Origin of the sequence: Pseudomonas oryzihabitans, assembly GCF_032027545.1 — a bacterium.
Lineage (GTDB): Bacteria > Pseudomonadota > Gammaproteobacteria > Pseudomonadales > Pseudomonadaceae > Chryseomonas > Chryseomonas oryzihabitans_F.
Genome location: NZ_JAVSJB010000010.1, coordinates 63,593 through 87,816, shown reverse-complemented (window position 1 = coordinate 87,816; position 24,224 = coordinate 63,593). Strand labels below are relative to the sequence as shown.

At 65.6% G+C, this 24,224-nt stretch carries 20 protein-coding genes and 1 pseudogene; 11 read left to right on the top strand and 10 right to left on the bottom strand.

Annotated elements, in window-relative coordinates; translation table 11 throughout:
- Positions 1 to 166 precede the first annotated feature (166 nt).
- From yaaA to RND78_RS17455, 5 genes are all read left to right on the top strand, one after another.
- On the top strand, positions 167 to 946 hold the full coding sequence (yaaA, locus tag RND78_RS17475) for a peroxide stress protein YaaA (RefSeq protein ID WP_312730654.1): 780 nt from the start codon (positions 167 to 169) through the stop codon (positions 944 to 946).
- Between the two features lie 396 nt (positions 947 to 1,342).
- The gene (locus RND78_RS17470; protein WP_312730653.1) at positions 1,343 to 2,803 is read left to right on the top strand and encodes a mannose-1-phosphate guanylyltransferase/mannose-6-phosphate isomerase; all 1,461 of its coding nucleotides are present in this window, start codon (positions 1,343 to 1,345) and stop codon (positions 2,801 to 2,803) included.
- Positions 2,804 to 2,920: 117 nt separating this feature from the next.
- A complete protein-coding gene (locus RND78_RS17465) occupies positions 2,921 to 3,784 on the top strand; it encodes a TIGR01459 family HAD-type hydrolase (RefSeq protein ID WP_312730652.1) in 864 nt (287 codons plus the stop codon).
- Positions 3,785 to 3,809: 25 nt separating this feature from the next.
- Positions 3,810 to 4,784: a D-glycerate dehydrogenase gene (locus tag RND78_RS17460; RefSeq protein WP_312730650.1), complete on the top strand. Its 975-nt coding sequence runs from the start codon at positions 3,810 to 3,812 to the stop codon at positions 4,782 to 4,784.
- Positions 4,785 to 5,007: 223 nt separating this feature from the next.
- Positions 5,008 to 6,528, top strand: coding sequence for a fumarate hydratase (locus RND78_RS17455; protein ID WP_312730647.1), 1,521 nt, complete (start codon positions 5,008 to 5,010; stop codon positions 6,526 to 6,528).
- Between the two features lie 58 nt (positions 6,529 to 6,586).
- Here RND78_RS17455 and RND78_RS17450 read toward each other — a convergent pair whose 3' ends face one another.
- Positions 6,587 to 7,471: a carbon-nitrogen hydrolase family protein gene (locus RND78_RS17450; protein WP_312730646.1), complete on the bottom strand. Its 885-nt coding sequence runs from the start codon at positions 7,469 to 7,471 to the stop codon at positions 6,587 to 6,589.
- On the bottom strand, positions 7,468 to 8,055 hold the full coding sequence (locus RND78_RS17445) for a GNAT family N-acetyltransferase (protein WP_312730645.1): 588 nt from the start codon (positions 8,053 to 8,055) through the stop codon (positions 7,468 to 7,470). The genes RND78_RS17450 and RND78_RS17445 overlap by 4 nt, the downstream gene beginning before the upstream one ends.
- A gap of 105 nt (positions 8,056 to 8,160) precedes the next feature.
- On the opposite strand from RND78_RS17445, the gene RND78_RS17440 reads away from it, so the two are divergent.
- Together RND78_RS17440 and RND78_RS17435 are read left to right on the top strand one after the other, a co-directional pair.
- Positions 8,161 to 8,562 (top strand): ketosteroid isomerase-related protein, encoded by a 402-nt coding sequence (locus RND78_RS17440; RefSeq protein WP_312730644.1) that lies wholly within the window; start codon positions 8,161 to 8,163, stop codon positions 8,560 to 8,562.
- Positions 8,563 to 8,636: 74 nt separating this feature from the next.
- Positions 8,637 to 9,005: an antibiotic biosynthesis monooxygenase gene (locus RND78_RS17435; protein ID WP_312730642.1), complete on the top strand. Its 369-nt coding sequence runs from the start codon at positions 8,637 to 8,639 to the stop codon at positions 9,003 to 9,005.
- Here RND78_RS17435 and RND78_RS17430 read toward each other — a convergent pair.
- From RND78_RS17430 to RND78_RS17415, 4 genes and pseudogenes are all read right to left on the bottom strand, one after another.
- Positions 8,980 to 10,284 (bottom strand): acyltransferase, encoded by a 1,305-nt coding sequence (locus tag RND78_RS17430; RefSeq protein ID WP_312730640.1) that lies wholly within the window; start codon positions 10,282 to 10,284, stop codon positions 8,980 to 8,982. The two genes, RND78_RS17435 and RND78_RS17430, sit on opposite strands and share 26 nt — an antisense overlap.
- A gap of 95 nt (positions 10,285 to 10,379) precedes the next feature.
- The gene (locus RND78_RS17425) at positions 10,380 to 11,534 is read right to left on the bottom strand and encodes a phosphatidylserine/phosphatidylglycerophosphate/cardiolipin synthase family protein (protein WP_312730638.1); all 1,155 of its coding nucleotides are present in this window, start codon (positions 11,532 to 11,534) and stop codon (positions 10,380 to 10,382) included.
- Positions 11,535 to 11,721: 187 nt separating this feature from the next.
- Positions 11,722 to 13,860 (bottom strand): EAL domain-containing protein, encoded by a 2,139-nt coding sequence (locus RND78_RS17420; RefSeq protein ID WP_312730636.1) that lies wholly within the window; start codon positions 13,858 to 13,860, stop codon positions 11,722 to 11,724.
- A gap of 250 nt (positions 13,861 to 14,110) precedes the next feature.
- Positions 14,111 to 14,826 (bottom strand): annotated as a pseudogene (locus tag RND78_RS17415) (OmpA family protein).
- 194 nt (positions 14,827 to 15,020) lie between these two features.
- Between RND78_RS17415 and RND78_RS17410 the strand changes: the two are divergent.
- Genes RND78_RS17410 through RND78_RS17400 form a run of 3 tightly spaced genes read left to right on the top strand, consistent with a single transcriptional unit; the run spans position 15,021 to position 17,558 of the window.
- On the top strand, positions 15,021 to 15,311 hold the full coding sequence (locus tag RND78_RS17410; RefSeq protein WP_312730781.1) for a metalloregulator ArsR/SmtB family transcription factor: 291 nt from the start codon (positions 15,021 to 15,023) through the stop codon (positions 15,309 to 15,311).
- Positions 15,312 to 15,329: 18 nt separating this feature from the next.
- Positions 15,330 to 16,493 carry an MFS transporter gene (locus RND78_RS17405; protein ID WP_312730633.1) on the top strand — a complete coding sequence of 388 codons (1,164 nt, stop codon included), beginning with the start codon at positions 15,330 to 15,332 and terminating at the stop codon, positions 16,491 to 16,493.
- 15 nt (positions 16,494 to 16,508) lie between these two features.
- Positions 16,509 to 17,558, top strand: a complete 1,050-nt coding sequence (locus RND78_RS17400; protein WP_312730632.1) for an alkene reductase — start codon at positions 16,509 to 16,511, stop codon at positions 17,556 to 17,558.
- 138 nt (positions 17,559 to 17,696) lie between these two features.
- Here the strand turns inward: RND78_RS17400 and RND78_RS17395 are convergent, their stop codons facing one another.
- The 4 genes from RND78_RS17395 to secA form a co-directional block, all read right to left on the bottom strand.
- Positions 17,697 to 18,644 carry a Nudix family hydrolase gene (locus RND78_RS17395; protein WP_312730629.1) on the bottom strand — a complete coding sequence of 316 codons (948 nt, stop codon included), beginning with the start codon at positions 18,642 to 18,644 and terminating at the stop codon, positions 17,697 to 17,699.
- Positions 18,641 to 19,279, bottom strand: a complete 639-nt coding sequence (locus tag RND78_RS17390; RefSeq protein WP_312730628.1) for a glutathione S-transferase family protein — start codon at positions 19,277 to 19,279, stop codon at positions 18,641 to 18,643. Before RND78_RS17390 ends, RND78_RS17395 begins: the two co-directional genes overlap by 4 nt.
- A 75-nt stretch (positions 19,280 to 19,354) precedes the next feature.
- Positions 19,355 to 20,572 (bottom strand): bifunctional glutamate N-acetyltransferase/amino-acid acetyltransferase ArgJ, encoded by a 1,218-nt coding sequence (gene argJ, locus RND78_RS17385; RefSeq protein WP_312730626.1) that lies wholly within the window; start codon positions 20,570 to 20,572, stop codon positions 19,355 to 19,357.
- Between the two features lie 215 nt (positions 20,573 to 20,787).
- On the bottom strand, positions 20,788 to 23,529 hold the full coding sequence (gene secA / locus RND78_RS17380; protein WP_312730625.1) for a preprotein translocase subunit SecA: 2,742 nt from the start codon (positions 23,527 to 23,529) through the stop codon (positions 20,788 to 20,790).
- Positions 23,530 to 23,764: 235 nt separating this feature from the next.
- On the opposite strand from secA, the gene RND78_RS17375 reads away from it, so the two are divergent.
- Positions 23,765 to 24,223 (top strand): DUF721 domain-containing protein, encoded by a 459-nt coding sequence (locus RND78_RS17375; RefSeq protein ID WP_312730624.1) that lies wholly within the window; start codon positions 23,765 to 23,767, stop codon positions 24,221 to 24,223.
- The last annotated feature ends 1 nt before the right edge of the window (position 24,224 follow it).

Sequence of the window (24,224 nt, the reverse complement as noted above, 5' to 3'; positions counted from 1 at the left end):
TTTTTTGGCCGTACCCGTTTTTTCGCAATCCGGCGGGGTTAGTCGGCCAGGCGGGCAACGTCGCCGCGAACCTGCGGTCGATATCTATCGATGCCATCGGCAAGGCGTGCTGGAGTAGCGCCTGACAGGCCTCTAGAATGGCCCCTCGCCAAGAGGAGCCAAGCCGATGTTGATGGTGATTTCGCCCGCCAAGACGCTGGACTACGACACCCCGCCCCGCACGTCCCGCCATACCCTGCCGCAGCACCTGGCGCATTCTCGCGAACTGATCGAGGGACTACGCGCCCTGACGCCGGGAGACGTCGCCCAGCTCATGGGCGTTTCCGACAAGATCGCTGCCCTCAACGTCGCCCGCTTCGGCAGCTGGACACCCGAGTTCACCCCGGAGAACGCCAAGCAGGCCATCCTGGCCTTCAAGGGTGACGTCTACACCGGCCTGGCCGCCGAGGATTTCGAAGAGGGCGATTTCGACTTCGCCCAACGCCACCTGCGCATGCTGTCCGGACTCTATGGCCTGCTGCGCCCCCTGGACCTGATGCAGCCCTACCGCCTGGAGATGGGCACCAAGTTCGCCAACGCCCGCGGCAAGGACCTTTACGCCTTCTGGGGCGAGCGCATCAGCGAATGGCTCAACGCGGACCTGACGGCCCAGGGCGATGACGTCCTGCTCAACCTGGCGTCGAACGAATACTTCAGCGCCGTGCGCCGCCGCCAGCTGCAGGCCCGGGTAGTCGACGTGGACTTCCGCGACCTCAAGAACGGCGACTACAAGATCATCAGTTTCTACGCCAAGAAGGCCCGCGGCTTGATGGCCCGGCACGTCATCAAAAGACGTATCACCCAGGTGGCTGACCTCCGTGACTTCGCCGAGCAGGGCTATGCCTACTCTGAGGAGCGCTCCACAACCGACAGATTGGTTTTTCTGCGTGATGAGCCCGCGGAATAGCCCTTAGAATCGACGGATGACCGCGCGAACCCTGTCTTGCGCCCCAGAACTGGTGAGAAGCTCACATTCGGTGTTCTGCTTCCGTGAAAGACTGTCATCTCCCTCCAATAAAAAGGTTGCAGCGTAGCGACGGGGTCTTTCGGGCGAGAAAACTTGTCGGAACTCTCAAAACCGTCGTTATTCCAGAAAAAGGAAAATTCGCTGAGAACCACTTTCGTTTGATTCTGTCTTTGTCTGGTCCTTGCCACAGGCCGTGATGGCCATTGGCGATCAGTCCGCATTGTTCAATCTGTACCGCCACGGCTTCCGGGCGGTTGACCTTTCGAAGCACGGACGCTTCGTCCCGACCCTAGGGACAGCGGCCACAAATCAGCAGACGCTGAAGGAGTAACGCCCATGATTCCCGTCATCCTGTCCGGTGGTAGCGGCTCGCGACTCTGGCCCCTCTCGCGCAAGCTCTACCCCAAGCAGTTCCTGGCCCTGACCAGCGAGCAGACCATGTTCCAGGAGACCATCAATCGCCTGGGCTGCGAGGGCAGCATCGATTGCCCCATCATCGTCTGCAACGCCGAACACCGTTACCTGGTAGAAGAGCAGCTCAAGGCCGTGGACTGCAAGCCCCAGGCGCTGATCATGGAACCGTTCGGCCGTAACACCGCGCCAGCCGTGGCCATCGCGGCCATGCAACTGGTCGCCGACGGCAAGGACGACCTGATGCTGGTGCTGCCTGCCGATCACGTGATCGAGGACGAAGCCGAATTCAAGGCCGCCCTGCAAAAGGCCGCCGCCGCTGCCGAGCGTGGCGAGATGGTGCTGTTCGGCATCCCCGCCACCGCACCCGAGACCGGCTACGGCTACATCAAGACCGGTGACGCCGGCGGCCTGCCCGAAGGCGTGGCCCGCGTCGAACGCTTCGTCGAGAAGCCCGATGCCGTCACCGCCACCGAATACGTGGCCTCCGGCGACTACTGCTGGAACAGCGGTATCTTCCTGTTCCGTGCCAGCCGTTTCCTGGAAGAGCTGAAGAAGCACGACACCGACATCTACGACACCTGCCTGCTGGCGCTGGAGCGCAGCAGCATCGACGGCATCAACATCAGCATCGATGCCGCCACCTTCGCCGTCTGCCCGGACAACTCCATCGACTACGCCGTGATGGAAAAGACCACGCGCGCCTGCGTGGTGCCCATGAGCGCCGGTTGGAACGATGTCGGTTCCTGGTCCGCGCTGTGGGACGTCCATGCCAAGGACAGCAACGGCAACGTGCTCAAGGGCGACGTCGTCCTGCATGACAGCCGCAACTGCCTGGTGCACGGCAACGGCAAGCTGGTGACCCTGGTCGGTCTGGATGACGTGGTCGTGGTGGAAACCAAGGACGCCGTCATGATCGCCCACAAGGACAAGGTCCAGGACGTCAAGAAGCTGGTCAACGCCCTCGAGAAGCAGAACCGCAACGAGGTCAAGGCGCACCAGGAAGTCTTCCGTCCCTGGGGCTCCTACGACTCCATCGACATGGGCCAGCGCTTCCAGGTCAAGCGCATCACCGTCAAGCCGGGCGCCCAACTGTCGCTGCAGATGCACCACCACCGTGCCGAGCACTGGATCGTGGTGTCGGGTACCGCCGAGGTCACCTGTGACGACAAGGTCTTCCTTCTGACCGAGAACCAGTCCACCTACCTGCCGATGACCTCCGTGCACCGCCTGGCCAACCCCGGCAAGGTACCGCTGGAGCTGATCGAAGTGCAGTCCGGTGGCTACCTGGGCGAAGACGATATCGTCCGCTTCGAGGACATCTACGGCCGCGTCGACACCCAAGCTCTGGAAGTCGCCAAGGCCGGCAAGGCATCCACGCGCTAAGCCTCGTCTAGAGCAACAAACAGACACCGGCCCAGGCCGGTGTCTGCGTTTTCGACAGCAGTTCGGTAAAACCGGTTAGGCTTGTCGTTTCCCCCGTTCGCCATCGGATTTCTCTGCATGACCTCCCCCACCCTGCTCCGCCTCGATCAACTGGACGAAGCCCTGGCTACCTACGACGGCTTCATCCTCGACCTCTGGGGGGTGCTGATCGACGGCTACGAGACCTTTCCCGGTGCCCGGGCCTGGCTGGAGCGTCGCGCGGCGGAAGGCAAGCCGGTCTGGTTCCTCAGCAATGCCTCGCGCGACGCCGAGGGCATGGCCGAAGAGCTGGTCAAACTCGGCGTGCCACGCGAACTCTTCGCCGGCGTGACGACCTCCGGTCAGTTGGCCATCGATGCCTTTCTGCACGACCCCGAATTCCGTGAGGGCGGCATCTACCTGTCCGGCCCCGGGACCGGCCAAGTGGGCTGGCCGGCGGAGATCCGCGCGCGCTTCGTCGAGAACATCGATCAGGCGGCCATCATCCTGGGCGTCGGCAGCTTCCCGGAAGACGAGCTGGAAGCCCGTTTCGCCCCCCTGGCCGGCGCGCTGGACAAGCACTTCCTGTGCGCCAACCCGGATCGCAACGTGGTGTCCGGGGGTCTACCCTTCTATGCGGCCGGCAAGCTGGCCGATCGCTTTGCCGACCTAGGTGGCGTGGTGACCTGGTACGGCAAGCCCGATCCCTATGCCTATCGCTGCGCGGCACGGGAACTGGGCGAACGGGGTGCCAGCCGACTGCTGTTCGTCGGTGACTCCCTGGTGACCGACGTGCCCGGTGCGGTAGCCGCGGAGATCGATTGCCTCTGGCTGGCCGCCACGGGGATTCACCGTGAAGCCCTGGGTCTGGACTTCAACCAGGAACCCACCCGCGAGGGGCTCGAAGCGCTGCTCGACCAGCATGGCGACCGCCCGCGCTTCGCCGCGGCCGGCCTGGCCTGATCCCCTCCCACACGCTGAGGTATCCATGAGCAAGAAGCACGTAGTGGTCTTCAACCGCCTGCCCGAAAGCCTGGTAGAACGCCTGCGCCAGCATTTCACCGTCGAGGTGATCCCGACCAGCGCCAGCCTGGATGCCTTTGCAGCCACCGCCGCCAAGGCCCAGGGCCTGATCGGCGCCAGTCGCCAGCTGGGCGAGAAGGAGCTGGCGATGGCTACCACCCTGGAAGCCATCGCCAGCGTCTCGGTGGGTTACGACAGCTATGACGTCGACTACCTGACCGAGCGCGGTATCCTGCTCACCAATACCCCGGATGTCCTTACCGACACCACTGCCGATCTCGGCTTCACCCTGCTGATGAGCGCCGCCCGGCGAGTGCCGGAGCTGGACGCCTTCGTCAAGGCGGGTCTCTGGCGCAAGGGTATCGGCGAAGAGCACTTCGGTACCGACATCCATGGCCGCACCCTGGGCATCGTCGGCGCCGGTCGCATCGGCGCGGCCATCGCCAAGCGCGGCCACTTCGGTTTCGACATGCCCATCCTCTATGCCGCCAACAGCGCCAAGCCCGAGCTGGAAGAGCAGATGGGCGCCCAGCGCCGCGAGCTGGACGACCTGCTCCGGGAAGCGGACTTCGTCTGCCTGGTGGTACCCTTGTCGGCCGCCACCGAGAAACTCATCGGCGCCCGCGAACTCGGCCTGATGAAATCCAGTGCCATCCTGATCAACCTGGCGCGCGGCGCGGTGGTCGGCGAGCCGGCGCTGATCGAGTCGCTGCGTAGCGGCCAGATCCGCGGCGCGGGGCTGGACGTCTATACCCGCGAACCCCTGGAGGCCTCGCCGCTGTTCGAGCTGCCCAACGTGGTCACCCTGCCGCACATCGGCTCGGCCACCCACGAAACCCGCTATGCCATGGCCGAGCGGGCGGTGAACAATTTGATCGCCGCCCTTTCCGGCGAGCGGCCGACCGACCTGGTCAATCCAGCAGTCCTGGAACGCCGCTGATCGCCCGGCGCCGACCGGAGCCGCTGCCGCCGAGCGCCTGAACGGGCTATACTGCCGCGCCGCTCTCGGGTCGGCCGCCCCGGCCGGGTGGGCCTTTCTCAGTGTGTCCAGGCCACCCCTCCGATCGGGCTCCTTCGCGGCCCGGTCCGTGCGACCCGAATTGCGCGCCCGTCTCGCCACCACCCGTGGCGAGGCGCAAGAAACCGCCAAGAGGAGCGCGTACATGACCGTGATCAAGCAGGATGATCTGATCCAGAGCGTCGCCGACGCCCTGCAGTTCATCTCCTATTACCATCCCGTCGACTTCATCCAGGCCATGCACGAGGCCTATCTGCGCGAGGAATCCGCCGCCGCGCGCGATTCCATCGCCCAGATCCTGATCAACTCGCGGATGTGCGCCACCGGCCACCGGCCGATCTGCCAGGACACCGGTATCGTCACCGTCTTCGCCAAGGTCGGCATGGATGTGCGTTGGGACGGCGCCACCCTGAGCCTGGACGAGATGATCAACGAGGGCGTCCGTCGCGCCTACAACCTGCCGGAAAACGTCCTGCGCGCCTCGATCCTGGCCGACCCGGCCGGTGCTCGCAAGAACACCAAGGACAACACCCCGGCGGTGATCCACTACCAGATCGTCCCCGGCAACACCGTGGAGATCGATGTCGCGGCCAAGGGCGGCGGCTCCGAGAACAAGTCGAAGATGGCCATGCTCAACCCGTCCGACTCCATCGTCGACTGGGTGCTCAAGACCGTGCCGACCATGGGCGCCGGCTGGTGCCCGCCGGGCATGCTGGGCATCGGCATCGGCGGTACCGCCGAGAAGGCCGCGGTGCTGGCCAAGGAATCGCTGATGGATGCGATCGACATCCACGAGCTGAAGGCCCGCGGTCCGCAGAACCGCCTGGAAGAGCTACGCCTGGAGATCTTCGACAAGGTCAACCAACTGGGCATTGGCGCCCAGGGCCTGGGCGGCCTGACCACGGTGTTGGACATCAAGATCAAGGACTACCCGACCCATGCCGCCTCGCTGCCGGTGTGCATGATCCCCAACTGCGCCGCCACCCGCCACGCCCACTTCGTGCTCGACGGCTCCGGCCCTGCCGCCCTGGAAGCGCCGCCGCTGGACGCCTACCCGGAGATCGTCTGGGAGGCCGGTCCGAGCGCTCGCCGGGTCAACCTGGACACCCTGACCCCGGAAGAGGTGCAGAGCTGGCAGCCGGGCGAGACCGTGCTGCTCAACGGCAAGATGCTCACTGGCCGCGACGCCGCCCACAAGCGCATGGTCGACATGCTCAACAAGGGCGAGCCCCTGCCGGTGGACCTCAAGGGCCGCTTCATCTATTACGTCGGCCCGGTCGATCCGGTGGGCGACGAGGTGGTCGGTCCGGCTGGCCCCACCACCGCGACCCGCATGGACAAGTTCACCCGGCAGATCCTCGACCAGACCGGTCTGCTGGGCATGATCGGCAAGTCCGAGCGTGGCCCCATCGCCATCGAGGCGATCAAGGATTACAAGGCGGTCTACCTGATGGCCGTCGGCGGCGCCGCCTACCTGGTGGCCCAGGCCATCAAGGGCGCCAAGGTCCTGGCCTTCCCGGAACTGGGGATGGAAGCCATCTATGAGTTCGAGGTGAAGGACATGCCGGTGACCGTGGCGGTCGACACCCGCGGCGAGTCGGTGCATATCACCGGCCCTCAGGTGTGGCAGAAGAAGATCGCCGACAGCCTGGCCGTCGAGATCTAAGAACCTGTTCTAAACGCCTGTTCGCGGAAAAGCCCAGCCTAGCGCTGGGCTTTTTCGTTCAAGCGTGAGGCGTGAGTACCTGCACCTGATCCGGCCAGTCGCGACGAATGAACACCTGGCCATTGGTCCTGACTCGCCGCACCTCCTCCAGATCAAGTTCGGCGTGGAGCCACTGGCTGCGTTCGGGACAGAGTTCGTCGCTCTGGGCGATCACCCCATCCGCCGGCATGCCGCGATCCGGTGGCACATAGAGCCCAGCGTGGCCGACGTTCTCGTCCAGCGCCGGGGACCAGGGTGCCAGTCCCACCGTGGGTGATTGCAGCACCGCGAACTGGTTTTCCAGCGCCCGGGCCTGGGCACCGACGCGCACCCGGTGGAAGCCGGCGACGGTATCGGTGCAGCTGGGCACCAGGACCAGGTCCGCCCCTGCCTCGGCCAGGTGCCGCGCCAGCAGCGGAAATTCGCTGTCGTAGCAAATCAGGATGCCGACACGCGCCAGAGGGGTGTCGAACACCCTTAGGCCTTCGCGCCCGCCGGCGATGTTCCACTCTTCCCGTTCGAAGCGGGTCATCATCAGTTTGTCCTGGTAACCCAGGCAGCCTCCGGGACCGAACAACCAGGCCCGGTTGCGATACTGGCCGTCGTCATCGAGGATCGGGAGCGAGCCGGGTTGCAGGTAGATTTGCAGCCGTCGCGCCAGGCCCTCGCAGAGCGTGCGCCAGGCTGAAATCAGCGGCTGGATGCCGGCGATGGAGGCTTGCAAGTCACTCCGCTCGGCCGGTGGCAGCTGGCCGCTGAGCACCAGTCCGGCGTATTCGGGCAGCAGCAGGAGCTGGCTACCTTCGACGGCGGCTTCCTCACAGAGCGAGGTCAGGTGCTCGGCGTAGGCGTCCCAGCTTTCCAGCAATTCGATGGCGTATTGGCAAGCGGCCAGGTGGATCATGGCAACTCCTTGAGCCAGAAGGTCATGGGTTTGGGCGATTCGGCCATCTCGTCGAGATCCTGCCACAGGTACTGGGTGGTCAACTCGGGCTGCTCGACGAAGCCCTCGCTGCGCCAGAGGCCGTGCAGCGGTCGATAGTTCGGTGGCCGGCGTGGATGGTGGTCCGGGCGCTGCACGGCGCAGAAGGCGCACCAGGCGAACCGCCCCAGTTGCCGCGCCCGCGCCTCGCGCTCGGCGAAGAAGCGCCGGCCCAGTCCTCGCCCGCGATAGGCCGGCAGCAGCAGGGATTCACCGAAATAGTAGATCCGCGCCACCGACCAGCCATGGGCGAGGAAAGGCTGCTGGAATTCCGCGGTCTCGTCAGCCAGCGGCAGGGCGGTGGCCGCCCCCACCACCCGCCCGGCATCGCGGACCAGCACACAGAGGCTGTCGGGCGCGTCGGCATAGGTCTGCAGGTAGCGGGACTCGTAGTCCAGGGTGCCGTCGTAGAGATAGGGGTATTCGCGAAAGACAGCGATGCGCAATTCGGCGAGTTCGGGAATCAGCGGGGCGATGGCGGCGCCATGCAGGAGTTGGATGTCCATGGACTCTTTCGGTTAAGCGGGAGACGTGAATGGCTATGTCGCAGCCGTCTGGCCACCCTACCATGCACGGCTACAGCCGTTTTTTCACCAACGACAGGAGCCGCCATGACCACGACCGACCTCATCGACGCCTACTATGCCGCCTTTAACGCGGGTGACATGGAGATCTTCCTGGAGCTGCTCACCGAGGACGTCGTCCACGACATCAACCAGGGCGAGCGCCAGGTGGGCAAGGCCGCCTTCGCCGCCTTCATGGCGCACATGAATCGCTGCTACCGCGAGCGCCTGACCGACCTGGTCGTGCTGGCCGAACCCAGTGGCCGCCGCGCCGCTGCCGAGTTCGTCGTGCATGGCGAATACCTGGCGACGGACGAAGGCCTGCCCGCGGCCAATGGCCAGACCTATCAATTGCCGGCGGGTGCCTTCTTCGAGATTCGCGACGGCAAGGTGACCCGGGTGACCAATTACTACAACCTCAATGACTGGATCGCCCAGGTCGGCGGCTGACGTCCGTCAGCCAAGGGGAGCGTCGCTCGGAGATGGGGGTCGCATACAGACGTCCCCCGACCTCGGAGCCTCTCATGTCCACCCTTCCCAATGATTCCGTCTGCAGCCTCGCCCCCGTCTTCGCCATCCAGCCCGATCAGGTCGAGGCCTTCAAGCGACTGGGCGAGGCCATGCTGCAACGCACCCAGAGCGAACCCGGCTGCCTCTACTATGGCTTCTGCTACGACGGTGCCACGGCACGCTGCCGCGAAGGCTATCGCGACGCCCAGGCGCTGCTCGCCCATCTGGATAACGTCGGTGAGCTGCTGGAGCAAGCCCAGGCCATCGCCACCCTGGAACGCTTCGAGGTGTTCGGTGCCGCTGATCAGTTGGAACAGCTCCGCGAGCCACTGGCAGCGCTCGACGCCCGCTTCTTCGTCATGGCCGAAGGCTTTCGCCGCTAGGCTGGGCCGGTTTCTGCTGCGGCGCCAGCCACGGCAGCAGCACGGCGAGGATGCGCTTGCGCGTGGGCACCACCAGCCGCTCCTGGAACAATACGCAGAGCACCACCACCAGCAGCAGGAACAGCCAGTACCACTCGATGGAGTTGGTATAGGCACCCGCCGCCGCGATGCAGGTCTCGTGCAGGCCCGCCAGACAGGCCTTGAGATCGCCACCGATCAGTTGCTCCAAGGTCATGTAGATGCCCGATAGGGGGACGTGCAGGGCGAACATCGACAAAGACGCCCCCCCCAACCGCGGTGACCAATGGCGAATACGTTCGCTCGCCGGCTCTCGGGCCAGGGCCGCGAGGTACACCAGGATCAGCTGCGACGGTAGGAACAGACCATTGTGAAATAGGAAGTACCAGAACTTGGGCCCGTGGGTGAACAGTGCCGTACCTACGGCGAAGCTCAGGATCAGGTAGCTCGCCAGCAGCGTCCGTTGCCGCTCGGATGGCGCCCAGCCACGTTCGTGCTGCCGGCGGAAGATGGCGTACAGCAGGATGCCGGCCAGGAATTCCGGCAGGCGCAACAGGGGTACCCGCTGCAGCAGACCTGTAAAGGGCATGCCGTAGTTCTGGTGGATGATCACCAGGACCGGCGGGACCAGGTAGAGCGCCCAGACCAGCAGCAACAGCTGCCAGGGCCGCGCACTGGTCATTAGCCGCGGGGCCAGCTTGGGAAAGGTCAGGTAGAAGAAGAACAGCGCCGAAATCGACCACAGTGGCGCGTTGAAGGTCAGGTAGTAGGGATTCCAGGCCTGCAGCATGAACAGTTGCAGTATCGCATTGAAGGCCAGCTCGCCGTTGGTCATGAAATGCTGGAACAGCTCGGGATTGGTCCGTGCCAGGGGTTCGTTGGTGTCGAACACGACGAAGCGCACACTGGCCGTGGCTGCGCCCGGCGGAATGCCCAAGCTGCCGATCCAGGTCACCACCGCCATCGCCAGCAGCAAGGCGAAGATATGGATCGGATAGAGGTTGGCGAAACGCTTGATCCAGAAACTGCGCGCCGGCTCGCGCAGGCTGCCGCGACCACAGTAGACGTGGGCGAGCAGGAAGCCGGAGAGCACGAAGAAGGTGCTGGTGGCGAAGAAACCCATGCTGGTGATTTCGTCCAACAGGGGGATGGTCTTGCGCTCGGGATAGAAATGGATGGTGTGGTAGACGACCACATAGAAACCCATCAGGAACCTGAGCCACTCCAGACCGATGAAGCGGTGTTTATCTAAAGTCTGCACTAAGGCGTTACTCGTCTGGCCTCGTCCGCTGGACGATGGATCCGGCCAACGGCGCCGGACCGGTTATGTTACCCGCACCTGGTCCCTCGAGGCTGCTAACCGCGCCCCAGTACACCGATCACCAACCGATCCAGCGAACCCCACAGCCACTCGCGGGCGCGTAGCCACCAGGGGCGGCTGCGCCAGAAGTCGAGGGTGATCTCCCGGCTCTGGGCGAAATCCTTGACGAAGCTGGCCGCGACGGCCTGGCTCAGCCCCCTGTCTACGGCTTCGACATTGGCTTCCAGGTTGAATCTCAGGTTCCAGTGATCGAAATTGCAGGACCCGACGCTGACCCAATGGTCCACCAGCACCATCTTGGCGTGGATGAAGCGTGGCTGGTATTCGTAGATGCGCACTCCGGCGCGTAGCAGGCTGCGGTAATAGCGTTGCCCGGCGAAGCGCACCGGCGGATTGTCGGTGTGGCGTCCGGTGAGCAGCAGGCGCACGTCGACGCCACGGCGGGCGGCGCGACGCAGCGCCCAGCGCACGCGCCAGGTCGGCAGGAAATAGGGGGTGGCGAACCAGATCCGCTCGCGTCCGCCCACCAGGGCGCGGATCAGCGCCTGCAGGATGTCGCGGTGCTGGCGAGCATCGGCATAGGCGACCCGCCCTTGCCCTTCCTGGGCGACGGGCGGTGGCGGTGGGCGTTCCCGACCGCGACGGGCACGCGGCTTCCAGGCGCGGCGTCGCCGGACCGCCTCCCACTGGCGCTCGAACAGGGCCAGCCAGTCGTCCACCAGCGGTCCCTGGATGCGCACCATGACCTCGTGCCAGTTGCAGTCGCTCTGGTCCGGGTCCCAGAAGTCGTCGGTCGCACCGCTGCCGCCGACGAAGGCCTCGTGGCCGTCGACGATGAAGATCTTGCGGTGATCCCGGTGCAGGTTGTGCAGGCCGTGAAGGAAACGCACCGGATTGAACAGGCGGATCTCGGCACCCGCCGCTTCCAGTTCACGGCGCAGCCTGGCATCCATCTTCAGGGTACCGAAGCCATCGAACAGGCAGCGCACCTGGACACCTCGTCCTGCCGCCTCGGTCAGGGCCACGAGCAGTCGCTCGGAGCAACTGCCGGCCTCCACCAGATAGAGTTCGACGTCGATCTGGTGCTGGGCGCCGGCGATGGACGCGAGCATGGCCGGAAAGAACCGTCCGCCGTCCACCAGCAATTCGAATTCGTTGTTTTCCCGCCATGGAAAGACGGCGCCCCGCATGCTTCCTACTCCGTGCCGATGGCCACAGCATAAGAAGGCCCGGCCGCGGGTTCGTTCACTGGCGTTTGGCGCCTGGTGGGCCAGCGCCCGACCGGGAAGGGTCTAACCCTGGGTGTGCCCCGCCTGCTTGCGCCATCCGGCTGACGGACGGACAGCAGGGCGTGCAGCGTCGCCAGCCTGTGCGGGGCTAGAGGGTGGGTTCAGGGCGGCGAGCGGTCCAGTCGACCTGCTGCGGGAAGCGTCCGGTCACCTCGGCGCTGAGCGGCCGGGAGACCAGGAAGCCCTGCATGATCTCGCAGCCGTGATCGATCAGCCAATCCCGCTGTTCCAGGGTCTCCACGCCCTCCGCGATCACCTCGAGATCAAGGTTGCGGCCCAGTTCGAGGATGGTGCTGACGATGGCCGCATCGCGGGAGGAATCCAGCATGTTGGCGATGAACAGTTGGTCGATCTTCAGTGTATCCAGTTCGAAGTGGCGCAGGTACGCAAGAGAGGAGTAACCGGTGCCGAAGTCGTCCACGGCGATGCGTACGCCCAGTGCACGCAGTTGCGACAGCTGCGCCCGGGTGTAGTCGATGTCATGCATCAGCGCCGACTCGGTCACCTCGATTTCCATCTGCTCCGGGCGCAGGCCGTGGGTCGCGATGATCTGGCGCAGGCTTTCCGCCAGTTGCGGCATGCCGAATTGCACCGGGCTCAGGTTGATGCTCAGCAACAGTTCCTCGCCATAGATCTCCTGCAGGGCCTGCAACTTGGTCGCGCCCTCGCGGAAGATCCAGTCGCCGATGCGGTTGATCAGGCGGGTCTCCTCCAGCAGCGGGATGAAGACACTGGGGGACACCTTGCCGGCCACGGTGTGCTCCCAACGCAGCAAGGCCTCGAAGCCGCGCAGGCGACCGTCGCGCAGATAGACCTGCGGCTGGTAGGCGAGCACGAAGTCCTTGTTGTCGATGGCGTTGCGCACGCTCTCTTCGAGCATCAGCCGCGAGCGGGCACGGCCGTTCATCTCCGGCGAGAAGAAGCGGTATTGCTGGCGCCCGCCGCGCTTGGCCTCGTACATGGCGATGTCGGCGGATCGCAGCAGGCCATCGACGGTGTGGCCGCAGTCGGGGTAGCTGGCGATGCCGATGCTGGCGCCCAGGCTAACCTCCATGCCGTCGATGCGATGCACCGTGGCCAGCAGCTCCAGCAGCTTCTCGGCGACCCGGGCAGCATCCTCGGGATGCTCCAGGGAGTCGAGCAGCGCGGTGAATTCGTCGCCGCCCATGCGCGCCAGGATGTCATAGGGTCTCATGCAGCTCTTGAGCTGCTCGGCGACGATGCACAGCACCCGATCCCCCGCCTCGTGACCGAGGGAATCGTTGATGCGCTTGAAGCCGTCGAGGTCGATGTAGAGCACCGCCATGCGCTTGCCGTTGCGCCCGGTCCGCGCCAGCGCCGCTTCCAGCGTCTGGTTGAAGCCGCGGCGGTTGAGCAGCCCGGTCAGGGCATCGGTGACCGCCTGGGATTCCAGCTGCTCCTGCAGCTCGCGCATGCGCGACATGTCCAGGGCGATGATGACCATGGCGCGCTGCATGCGTGGCAGCGGCGCGCAGGACAGCGCCACCGGCAGGCTGTCACCCCGGCTGGTGCGCAGCCGGGCATCGTGCAGGCGATAGGTCTCGCGGCGGTCGTAGTGCTCCATGAAGGGCGAGGTGTGCCAGTCGTCCAGGCCGCTGCCGCCCTCGAGGAAGTCGAGAAAGTTGGCGTGGACCAGGTCGCTGACGCTGCACCTGAGTATGCGCGCGATGGCGGCGTTGGCGAAGGTCACCCGGCCTTGCTCATTGACGGTGAGGATGCCTTCGGCGGCATTGTCCAGCAGCGAATCGCTGAAGGACTTGGCCAATTCCAGCTGCTGGGTGGCCTGCAGCAGCTCGCGGCGATTGCGCTCGTGATCGAGCAGCGAGCGCACCTTGTGCCTGAGGATGTTGGGATCGACCGGCTTGAGCAGGTAGTCCACCGCACCGGTCGCGTAACCGCGCAGCACCGATTCGTAGGAATGGGCTTCGGCAGAGACGAAGATGATCGGGGTGAAGCGGGTGCGCAGGTTGCTGCGCATGATGCGCGCCACCTCGAAGCCGTCCATGATCGGCATCTGGACGTCGAGCAGCACCAAGTCCACGGTTTCGTCCAGCAGGTACTGCAGGGCGCGTTCACCCGAGGCTGCGGTGATCACTCGCCAGTTTCCCACTTCCAGCACAGCCTGCATGGCAAGCAGGTTCTCCATGCGGTCGTCCACTACCAGCAATACCGGGCCTTGCTCTGTCTGCGGCAACGGGCACTCCATCAACCTCTTCTCCCCGCGGCCCTGGGCCGCCATGCAGCAGCCAAGGCGGCTGACTATCCCTTCCCGTCGTGACCGTCATGCGAAGCGTCTCTCCAACCTTACTAGGGTAGCAGCCAGACAGGCGTCTGCCCCCTGCCGATCGGCAGACGGGACCCTTCGCGACGTGGATCAGAACGCAAAATGAAAAAGCAGTTTCCACCCCGATTGGCAAAAGGGGCGGAAACTGCTGGTCATGGACGACGGACGGTCGTTACTGGGCGGGGGTTCCGGTGGCACCCGGCAGGGCGCGCAGGTTGACCTCGACGCGGCGATTCTGCGCCCGGCCATCGGCGGTGGCGTTGCTGGCGATGGGATTGTCCGGGCCCGCGCCGCGGGTACTCAGGCGCGCTGCCGGTACGCCCTGGGCGGTCAGGTAGTTGGCCACGGCCTGGGCACGGCGTTGCGACAGGTCCATGTTGTGCGCACGACTGCCGGTGCTGTCGGTGTAGCCGACGATCTCGATGCTGTTCTGGTCGAATTGCTTGAAGGAATTGGCCAGATCGTTGAGCGGCTTGTAGAAGCTGCCGGCGATGTCCGACGAATCGGTGGCGAAGGTGATGTTGCCGGGCATAATCAGCTTGATGTCGTCACCCTGGCGCTGAACCTCGACGCCGGTGTTCTCCATCTGCTTGCGCAACTCGGCTTCCTGGCGATCGGCGTAGTAGCCATAGCCCGCTGCCGCGGCACCCACGGCGGCGGCACCGATCAACGCCCCCTTGCCACGATGGTTGTGATCGATGGCAGCACCGGCGACCGCGCCGGCCAGGGCACCCAGGCCACCGTACTTGGCGGTCTTGGAGGTGCCACCGCTGGCCTGGCCCTGATTTTCGTAGGGGTTGGGGGATGCGCATCCGGCCAGAGTGGCCAAGGCCAGGCTGGCGAGAAGGATACGGGTGGGCAGCGCCATGTGTTTACTCCTTGGACAATCGCGGCGGACTGAGCCGCACCTTGAATTCTAATCGCCGGATCTGAATCGCGACTGAACGAAGCGGCGACCCCGGACACCTCTGGCGATAGCGCAACTCTAAGCGGGTGATAGGCAGAAACGAAGATAGATAGCTTGCATATCGATTTTTTGCGATCTAAGGTTCGTAGCAACCCGATATGACGATACCTCCGTGATGGACGACATCCTCAAGGCCCTCGCCAATCCGCTACGCCGGCAGATCCTGAGCTGGCTGCGTGATCCTGCGCGGTACTTCCCGCAGCAGGAGCATCACACTGCCGCAGGCGTCTGCGCCGGCCAGATCGAGGCCCGGGCGGGTCTTTCGCAATCCACGGTGTCGGCGCACCTGGCGATACTGGCGCGAGCCGGACTGGTCAGCACGCGACGGGTCGGTCAGTGGGTGTTCTACCAACGCGACGAGGTGGCCATCCAGGCCTTCCTGCAACACCTCGCTCGCGATCTCTAGCCTGTGCAAGGAACCGTCATGCCCGCTTCTCTCATCGTGCTGGCGCTGAGCGCTTTCGCCATCGGCACCACCGAATTCGTCATCATGGGCCTGTTGCCCAATGTCGCCGCCGACCTGGGGGTATCCATCCCCAGCGCCGGCTGGCTGGTCACCGGCTATGCCCTGGGCGTGGCCGTCGGCGCACCCTTCATGGCGCTGGCCACGGCACATTGGCCACGCAAGCGCGCCCTGCTCGCGCTGATGGGCATCTTTATCGTCGGCAACCTGCTGTGCGCCCTGGCCAGCGGCTACGGGATGCTGATGCTGGCGCGGGTGGTCACCGCCCTCTGCCACGGCGCCTTCTTCGGCATCGGTGCCGTGGTGGCGGCCAGCCTGGTCCCGGAGAATCGTCGCGCCTCGGCAGTGGCCCTGATGTTCACTGGCCTGACCCTGGCCAATGTGCTGGGCGTTCCCCTGGGCACCGCCCTGGGCCAGGCCGCCGGCTGGCGCTCGACCTTCTGGGCCGTGGCGACCATCGGTGTGGTGGCCCTGCTCGGCCTCTGGCGCGTGCTGCCCGCCGATCGCAACCAGACCCGTGCCGACCTGCGTCGGGAACTGCTTGCCCTGCGTGGCCTGGGCTTCTGGCTGGCGCTGTCGATGACGGTGTTCTTCGCCGCCTCCATGTTCGCCCTCTTCACCTACGTGGCGCCCCTGCTACAGGAAGTCACCGGCGTCTCGCCCCGTGGCGTGACCGGCACCCTGTTGCTGATCGGCCTGGGCCTGACCCTGGGCAACTTCATCGGCGGGCGCCTGGCCGACTGGCGCCTGGCCACCAGCCTGGTGGGGATCTTCGTCGCCCTGGCGCTGACCTCCGCCGCCCTGCGTTGGACCGGTCACGCCTTCCTGCCGGCCGAGATCACCCTCTTCCTCTGGGCCGCGGCTGCCTTCGCCGCGGTACCGGCCCTGCAGATCAACGTGGTTACCTTCGGCAAGGACGCGCCGAATCTGGTCTCGACCCTCAACATCGGCGCCTTCAACGTGGGCAATGCCCTTGGCGCCTGGGTCGGCGGCCTGGTCATCGACCACGGCCTGGGTCTCACCGCGGTACCCCTCGCCGCCAGCGGGCTCGCCCTGCTGGCGCTCATCGCCACCCTGCTGACCGCCAGCCAGGCCCGCAAGAGCGGCCTGGCCACCGCCAGCTAACCAAGAGAGCTAGCCATGACTCAGTTGTTCGACCCGATCAAGATCGGCGCCCTGGAACTGCCCAACCGCGTCATCATGGCGCCCCTCACCCGCTGCCGTGCCGAACCGGGCCGCGTGCCGGGCGACCTGATGGTCGAGTACTATACCCAGCGTGCCTCCGCCGGCCTGATCATCACCGAGGCCACCTCGGTGGACTCCATGGGCGTGGGCTATCCTGACACCCCCGGCATCTGGTCCGCTGAACAGGTCGCCGGCTGGCAGCGCGTGACCAGCGCCGTGCACAAGGCTGGTGGCCGCATCGTGCTGCAACTCTGGCACGTGGGCCGCATCTCCGATCCCAGCTACCTGGACGGCGAACTGCCGGTCGCACCGAGCGCCATCGCCGCCCAGGGCCACGTCAGCCTGCTGCGGCCCAAGCGGGATTACGTCACCCCGCGCGCCTTGGAAACCGAGGAGATTCCCGGCATCGTCGCCGCCTATCGTCGTGGCGCCGAGAACGCCAAGCGCGCGGGCTTCGATGGGGTCGAGGTGCATGGCGCCAACGGCTATCTGCTCGACCAGTTCCTGCAGAGCGACACCAACCAGCGCACTGATGCCTACGGCGGCTCAATCGAGAATCGCGCCCGCCTGCTGCTGGAGGTGACCGACGCCTGCATCGACGTCTGGGGCGCCGATCGCGTCGGCGTGCACCTGTCCACCCGCGGTGACATGCACACCATGGGGGACAGCGATCCTGCCGCCACCTTCGGCCACGTCGCCCGGGAACTGGGCCAGCGCCACGTCGCCTTCATCTGCATCCGCGAAGCGGCCGGCAGCGACAGCCTTGGCCCGCAACTCAAGGCGGCGTTCGGCGGCGTCTATATCGCCAACGAGAAGTTCGACAAGGCCCAAGCCAATGCCTGGCTGGGTGAAGGCAAGGCCGATGCCGTGGCCTTCGGCGTGCCCTTCATCGCCAACCCGGACCTGCCGCAGCGCCTGGAAGAGGACGCCGCGCTCAACGAGCCGCGCCCGGACACCTTCTACAGCAAGGGCCCGGTGGGCTACATCGACTATCCGCGGCTGTAGGTTTTCAGCTGGATAACAGAAGCCCGCCGATTGGCGGGCTTCTTTGTAACGGCATCGCGGCCATGGGCCGCTCCTACAGGTTGAGGCATTACTGTAGGAGCGGCCGCATCGGCGGACCGCCATGGCCGCGATCAGCGGTTAGACAGCCCCCGGCCAGAACGCCCGGATCGCCGCCACGCCCTGGGCGCCGGCCTGCCAGGCGCCGGTGAGATCCTCCTCACCCAAGCCACCCAGCAGATAGGCCGGCAGGTTGCAGTCGGCCAGTAGTTGCTGCGCCTTGACCCAACCCAGGGTCGGCGCACCGGGATGGCTGGTGGTGGGCATCACCGGTGACAGGGTGACGAAGTCCACGCCGATCCGCTGGGCCAGGGCCAGTTCCTCGGCATCGTGGCAGGAGGCCGCCAGCAGGCGCTGCTCCGGGAAGGGGCGGCCATTGGGCGCATAGCGGCGCAGTTGCTCCGCCGTCAGGTGCCAGCCAGCGGCGGGGAAATCGCCCAGCCATTCCAGTGGCCCCTTGAGCATCAGCTGGGCACGCCCGGTGCAGAGGCCCTGGACATCCCCGGCCAGATCGCGGTACTGGGGATCGAAGTTGTCCGGCGTACGCAGCTGGACCAGGCGGATGCCCTGGTCGAGTGCCCGGTGCAGGCCATTGAGCAACTCAGCGGTGGTCAGCTCGCCCGGCGTGATGAGATAGCGCTCCGGCAGGCGCGCGGCCTGGACGATGGGCCGATTGGCCGCCGGGAAGTCGTAGCCGGCGAGGTCGCGTGGGGCGACCCAGGCCAGTGGCTGGCCTTCGGCGCCGTGGGCCTCGCCGGTGAAGGCATCCACCTGCCAGACGTCCAGCAGCACCGCCTGGTCGGGATAGTCGTGGCGCACCTGCAACAGCGGCCTGGCCGCCGTCACCTGGATACCCAGTTCCTCGGCCAGTTCACGCGCGAGTGCCACGGCCGGAGCTTCACCGGCCTCGACCTTGCCCCCCGGGAATTCCCAGAGTCCGCCCTGATGCTTGTGCGCCGGACGCTGGGCAATGAGGATCTGCCCTTGGGAATCGCGGATCACTGCGGCGACCACATGCAGACGAGTCATGCGCTCTGCTCCTCCGTTTCCGCCTCCGCCAGCCAGCGCTGGAAGGCCGGCCAGGCGTGGATGGTCTCGACATAGGCGGCGGCCTCGGCCGACAGCTCCACACCATAGCTGCGGAAGCGGCTGGCCACCGGCGCATAGAAGGCATCGGCGATGGTCGGGGCGCCGAACAGATAGGGCCCCTGGGCTCCGTAGCGTTCACGGCACTCGCGCCACAGGCGCTGGATACGCTGGATGTCTTCCACGGCTTCGGCGGTGGTCGACTTCAGCCGCTGCCGACGGCGCAGGTCCATCGGCAATTCACGCCGGAGGGCGAGGAAGCCGCTGTGCATCTCGGCGCATAGCGCCCGCGCATGGGCGCGGGCCAGGGTATCGGCGGGCCACAGGCCGGCGTCGGGATAGGCCTCGGCCAGGTATTCGACGATGGCCAGGGAATCCCAGATGGTGCCCTCGGCCAGCTTGAGCACCGGCACCTTGCCGGTGGGCGACTGCGCCTTGAGCAAGGCCCGGCTGTTGGGGGTGTAGAGCGGGATCGACACCTCTTCATAGGGGGCACCGCTGAGCTCCATGGCCAGCCAGGCCCGCAGCGACCAGGAGGAGAAGTTCTTGTTGCCGATCACGAGTTGCAGCTGGGACATGGGGGAATTCCTCGAAACGGTGCGGCCATCGGGACCGCAGCAGGCGTGCGGCCAGGCCGCACGCCACAGCGCCGGTCAGGTACGGTACTCGGCGTTGATCTTCACATAGTCGTGGGACAGGTCGGTGGTCCAGATGGTCTCGCGGTGGTTGCCGCGCCCCAGCTCGATGCAGATCTCGATCTCCGCCTGGGCCATGACCCGCGCGCCCTGGTCTTCGGTGTAGGTCGCCGCACGACCGCCCTGCTGGCAGATCTGCACGCCACCCAGGAAGACGTCGATCAGGCTGACGTCCAGGTTGGGCACCCCGGCCCGGCCGACAGCGGCGAGGATGCGACCCCAGTTGGGATCGGAGGCGAACAGCGCGGTCTTGATCAGTGGCGAATGAGCCACTGCATAGCCGACGTCCAGGCACTCCTGGGCATTGGTGCCGCCGTTGACCTGCACGGTGACGAACTTGGTGGCGCCCTCGCCGTCGCGGACGATGGCCTGGGCCAGCTCGGCGAAGACCGAGAAGACCGCCTCGCGCAGTTGCTCGAAGGCTTCGCCACTGGCCTGGATGATTTCCGCCATGTCAGCACGACCGGTAGCGACCAGCATGCAGCAATCGTTGGTGGAAGTGTCGCCATCGATGGTGATGCGGTTGAAGGAGCGATTGGCGGCATCGGCCAGCAGGTCCTGCAGCAGCTCGCGCTTGACCTTGGCGTCGGTGGCGACGTAACCGAGCATGGTGGCCATGTTCGGCTTGATCATGCCGGCGCCCTTGCTGATGCCGGTGACGGTGACGGTGGTGCCGCCCACCTGGAACTGGCGGCTGGCACCCTTGGGCAGGGTGTCGGTGGTCATGATGCCCGTAGCGGCAGCAGCCCAGTTGTCCTCGGCCAGATCGGCCAGGGCGGCCGGCAGCGCAGCCTCGATCTTCTCCACCGGCAGCGGCTCGCCTATCACCCCGGTGGAGAACGGCAGCACCGCCTCCTCGGCGACGCTGGCCAGGGTGGCCAGGGTCTTGGTGGTGCGTTCGGCGGCGGCCAGGCCTGGCTGGCCGGTACCGGCGTTGGCATTGCCGGTGTTGGTCAGCAGGTAGCGCACCGGACCGGCGAAGCGTTGGCGGGCGACGATCACCGGTGCGGCGCAGAAGGCGTTGAGGGTGAAGACCCCGGCCACGCTGGAGCCTTCGGCGCAGCGCATCACCACCACGTCCTTGCGCCCGGGGCGCTTGATGCCGGCGGAGGCGATACCGAGTTCGAAACCGGGAACCGGGTGCAGCGTGGAGAGCGGACCGAGACCGACAGCCATGGGGAAACTCCAGTGAGAGAAAAGGAAACGCCGCGAACGGACAGCCGGTCGCGGCGTGATAACCAAGCTTCAGGCGTCCCTTGCGACGACGCCAAGAACCTGAAGCGGACAGCCTAGCGGGCGGAGTTTACAGCCTGGCGTCGACACTGCCGACGGGCTGCCGCCTGCTGCGGACCGCCGCCATCGCTTGTCACGATGGTCGGCAGTCAGAGCGATCAGTCGAGCTTACCGTGACACTGCTTGTACTTCTTGCCGGAGCCACAGGGGCACGGCTCGTTGCGACCGATCTTCTGGTCGTTGCGCTGGGGCTGCAGCGGCACCACGGTGTCTTCGCCCTGCTCGTCCTCGAGCACCTCGGGATCGACCAGCGAAGGCGCCTCGGCATGCTGGAACTGCAGGCGCTGGGCCAGGGCCTCGGCCTCGCGACGCATGCGCTCCTCTTCCTCGGCCGGATCTTCGCGGCGTACCTGGACATGGGACAGCACGCGAATGGTGTCGCGCTTGATGCTGTCCAGCAGCTCCTGGAACAGGTTGAAGGACTCGCGCTTGTATTCCTGCTTGGGGTTCTTCTGGGCGTAGCCGCGCAGATGGATACCGTGACGCAGGTGATCCATGGTGGTGAGGTGATCCTTCCAGAGATCGTCGACCACCCGCAGCAGCATCTGCTTTTCGAAGTTGCGCAGGGCCTCGCGGCCGGCCATGTCCTCTTTTTCCATGTAGGCGGCTTCGAGCTGCTCAAGGATCTTCACCCGCAGGGTGTCCTCGTACAGCTTGTCGTCCTCGTCCAGCCACTGACCGATGGGCAGCTGCAGACCGAAGACGCTGTAGATCTCGGCTTCCAGGCCGGGCACGTCCCACTGCTCGGGCAGCGACTGCGGCGGGATGTGCTCGTTGATCACCTGGGTCAGGGTCTCCTCGCGGAAGCCCTTGATGGTGTCGCCGACGTCTTCGCTGGCCAGCAGGGTATCGCGCATGTGATAGATCACCTTGCGCTGCTCGTTGGCCACGTCATCGTATTCCAGCAGTTGCTTGCGGATGTCGAAGTTGCGCCCCTCGACCTTGCGCTGCGCCTTCTCGATGGCGTTGGTGACCATGCGGTGCTCGATGGCCTCGCCGCCCTGCATCCCCAAGGCCTTCATGAAGTTCTTCACCCGGTCGGAGGCGAAGATGCGCATCAGGCTGTCTTCCAGCGACAGGTAGAAGCGGCTGGAGCCCGGGTCGCCCTGGCGGCCGGCACGGCCGCGCAGCTGGTTGTCGATACGGCGGGATTCGTGGCGCTCGGAGGCGATCACGTGCAGGCCACCGGCGTCGATGACCTGCTTGTGACGCTCCTGCCAGGCGGCCTTGATCGCGGCGATCTGCTCCTCGGTAGGATTATCCAGGGCCGCGACTTCCACTTCCCAGTTGCCGCCGAGCAGGATGTCGGTGCCGCGACCGGCCATGTTGGTGGCGATGGTCACGGCGCCCGGACGTCCGGCCTGGGCGATGATCTCGGCTTCGCGCTCGTGGTACTTGGCGTTGAGCACCTTGTGCTCGATGCCGGCCTGGGTCAGCAGTTGGTCGACGTACTCGGAGCTCTCGATGGAGGCGGTACCCACCAGCACCGGACGGCCTTCGGCCTGGCACTGCTTCACGTCCTCGATGATCGCCTGGTATTTCTCGGCCTGGGTCAGGTAGACCAGGTCGTTGAAATCCTTACGGGCGATCTCGCGATGGGTCGGGATGACCAGCACGTCGAGGTTGTAGATCTGGCGGAATTCGAAGGCCTCGGTGTCGGCGGTGCCGGTCATGCCACCGAGCTTGTTGTAGAGGCGGAAGTAGTTCTGGAAGGTGGTCGAGGCCAGGGTCTGGCTCTCGGGCTGGATCGGCAGTCCTTCCTTGGCCTCGATGGCCTGGTGCAGGCCTTCGGAGAGGCGACGACCCGGCATGGTCCGGCCGGTGTGCTCGTCGATCAGCAGCACCTGGTCCTGCTGGACGATGTACTCGACGTTGCGATGGAACAGGGTGTGGGCGCGCAGGCCGGCAAACACGTGGGTCAAGAGGCCCAGGTTGTGCGCCGAGTAGAGGCTCTCGCCCTCGGCCAGCAGCCCGGCTTCGGTGAGCATCTCCTCGATGTACTGGTGACCCAGCTCGGTGATCTCCACCTGGCGGGTCTTTTCATCGATGGTGTAGTGACCGACCTGGGTCGGATTGCCTTCCTCTTCCTCGATGTGCTGCTGGAGGCGCGGGATCAGCAGGTTGATCTTCTGGTACAGCTCGGAGCTGTCCTCGGCCTGGCCGGAGATGATCAGCGGCGTGCGGGCTTCGTCGATGAGGATGGAGTCCACTTCGTCGACCACCGCGAAATTCAGCTCGCGCTGGAATTTCTCGGCCAGGCTGAAGGCCATGTTGTCGCGCAGGTAGTCGAAGCCGAATTCGTTGTTGGTGCCGTAGGTGATGTCGGCGGCGTAGGCGGCACGTTTCTCTTCCGGCGGCTGGAACGGCAGGATGATGCCCACCGACAGGCCGAGGAATTCGTACAGCGGCCGCATCCAGTTGGCGTCGCGGCGGGCCAGGTAGTCGTTCACCGTGACCACGTGCACGCCCTTGCCGGACAGTGCATTGAGGTAGACCGGCAGGGTACCCACCAGGGTCTTGCCCTCACCGGTACGCATCTCGGCGATCTTGCCCTCGTGCAGCGCGGCACCACCGATCAGCTGGACGTCGAAATGACGCATGCCCATGACCCGCTTGCCGGCCTCGCGGACCACGGCGAAGGCTTCGGGCATCAGGTCGTCGAGGGACTCGCCCTTGGCCACGCGCTGCTTGAATTCCTCGGTCTTGGCGCGCAGTTGCTCGTCGCTCAGGGAGGCAATCTGGGATTCCAACGCATTGGTGGCCACCACGACCTTGCCTAGACGTTTGACATCTCGTTCGTTCTTGCTTCCAAAGAATTTCTTCAACAAAGGCGCAAACATATCGACTGGAATTCTTCCGCTGGAATGAGGGGAGCGAAACGGGCGGCAAGGCCTCTGCAGAGCCTGGCCAGACGCCTGGGCGCGGGGGTTGAAACCCGCGATGTCCCGCAATGGTAATCGGGCATTCTACTCGGAAATGCCGATGAGGAAAGAACGACGCAGGCACCAGCCGCCAGGACGTCCGGGCGATCTGTTACCATCCACGACTCCCCTTCGCCCATCGCGAGTCCTGCGCATGGCCTTTCGTCCGCTCAACGCCGTCGCTCCCGCCGCCCTGTTGCGCCAGGCCAAACCGCTCAAGGCGCTGTTTCGCGAGGCCGAGCGGCTGGGTCGGCTGCAGCAGTTGCTGGAAGAGCAGTTACAGCCCGCCGCCCGCCCCCATTGCCGGGTGGCCAGCTGGCGTGACGGCACCCTGCTGCTGGTGGTCAACGACGCCCATTGGGCGACCCGGCTGCGCTACCAGCAGCCACGCTTGCTGCGCTTCTTGCAGAAGGCGCCGGAGTTCGCCGGGCTGATGCGGCTGCAATTCAAGATGCAGCTGAATCCGGGTACGGCCACACGGCCGCGTCCGGTACGGCAGGTCAGCCAGGTGGGCGCCGACAGCCTGCGCGAAGTGGCCGCTGGCATCCGCGATCCCAAGCTCAAGGCCGCGCTGGAGCGACTGGCAAGTCGCACCGGTCAGCCCCAGGAATAGC